Source organism: Alkalibacterium gilvum (assembly GCF_900109085.1).
Lineage (GTDB): Bacteria > Bacillota > Bacilli > Lactobacillales > Carnobacteriaceae_A > Alkalibacterium > Alkalibacterium gilvum.
The window spans coordinates 1-1,058 of sequence record NZ_FNYW01000093.1; the positions used below are offsets into that span (position 1 = coordinate 1).

Annotated in this window: 3 protein-coding genes; all 3 read right to left on the reverse strand. The window is 25.0% G+C overall.

All coding sequences use genetic code 11. From position 1 onward, the window contains the following. Nucleotides 1–39 precede the first annotated feature (39 nt). The 3 genes from BMX83_RS10685 to BMX83_RS10695 all read right to left on the reverse strand — a co-directional run bounded on the left by BMX83_RS10685 (nt 40) and on the right by BMX83_RS10695 (nt 1,036). Complete coding sequence (locus BMX83_RS10685) at nt 40–393, reverse strand: helix-turn-helix domain-containing protein (protein WP_091636862.1); 354 nt, start codon at nt 391–393, stop codon at nt 40–42. A gap of 123 nt (nt 394–516) precedes the next feature. Further along, a complete protein-coding gene (locus BMX83_RS10690) occupies nt 517–798 on the reverse strand; it encodes a hypothetical protein (protein WP_091636864.1) in 282 nt (93 codons plus the stop codon). A 43-nt stretch (nt 799–841) separates the two neighbouring features. Continuing rightward, nucleotides 842–1,036 carry a hypothetical protein gene (locus tag BMX83_RS10695; protein WP_091636866.1) on the reverse strand — a complete coding sequence of 65 codons (195 nt, stop codon included), beginning with the start codon at nt 1,034–1,036 and terminating at the stop codon, nt 842–844. Nucleotides 1,037–1,058 lie beyond the last annotated feature (22 nt).

Genomic DNA, 1,058 nt, shown 5'->3' on the forward strand with positions numbered 1-1,058 from the left:
TTGTATTTAAGACAAATTCTTTTCAACCGAATAAGTAATTTATAGAGTATAGTGAGCCCAACCTTTACCAATTGCATATCCAGCTAAATAGAAAAAAGCTACGATGAGTAACCCATAACAAATCATTTTTAAAATCTCTTTTGTTTTTTGATATTTTTTTAATTCATTTGTATCTTTTTCGATTTTTTCCATTAGATTGACATCTCCCTTTAACATATAATCTAAAGATAATTGATAAAATTCACTAACCCTTATCAAGGTTGGAATATCTGGATAACTTTTTTCAATCTCCCAATTTGATACAGTTTGTCGTGTCACATTTAAATGATCTGCAACATATTGCTGAGTTAAACCTAATTCTTTTCTTTTTTGTTTTAAAATCTCACTTAGCATATTTATTTACCTTCTAATTTTAGATTAATATATTTTGAAGAAATATCCTAGCAATTGAAATTTGCAATCTTGAATTTTTTTAGCAAATTTCAATTGCTAAACTACTATATCCATGTTTATGGGCTAATCATTATTCTTATTTAAATATTTCTTATTTGTTTTTGTAATAGCTTTTAAAAGATATATGTAATATCCAGCAATTACTAATAACAAAAAAGCACTAATTAATCTTTTAAGTATTCCTTGATCTACAGCAACAACTACATATATTCCAAGAGTTATGATAGATATTATGAATATAATACTTACCAAAATAGCTGCGACAATACGAATAGGTCTAGGAACTTTTGAATTTTGAGTTGTATCTGTAAGTCCTAAAAATATTAATTCATAAATAAAATCCATTTTAAATTCTCCTTAACTTTCTTTCAGTTTTACTCAATTAGCATTAAGACAAATTGGATTTCTTGTTTTTCTCTAAATATATCTTTTTAGTAATTAAAACTGTGTTATTAGCAGACCAAACAAGTAATATAGCAGGAACAACTCTTCCTAATAAATTTTCACTTGAACTTATTAATCCTGACATGATTACAAAAACACCTGCAAAACAAATAATATCAATTAAATTTTTAATTTTCATATAAATTTATTCCTTTCTAAAA

Bases quoted from the DNA above. Each gene is read 5' to 3' on its own strand.
- BMX83_RS10695 (WP_091636866.1), bottom strand. From the start codon at position 1,036: ATGAAAATTAAAAATTTAATTGATATTATTTGTTTTGCAGGTGTTTTT.
- BMX83_RS10690 (WP_091636864.1), bottom strand. From the start codon at position 798: ATGGATTTTATTTATGAATTAATATTTTTAGGACTTACAGATACAACT.
- BMX83_RS10685 (WP_091636862.1), bottom strand. From the start codon at position 393: ATGCTAAGTGAGATTTTAAAACAAAAAAGAAAAGAATTAGGTTTAACT.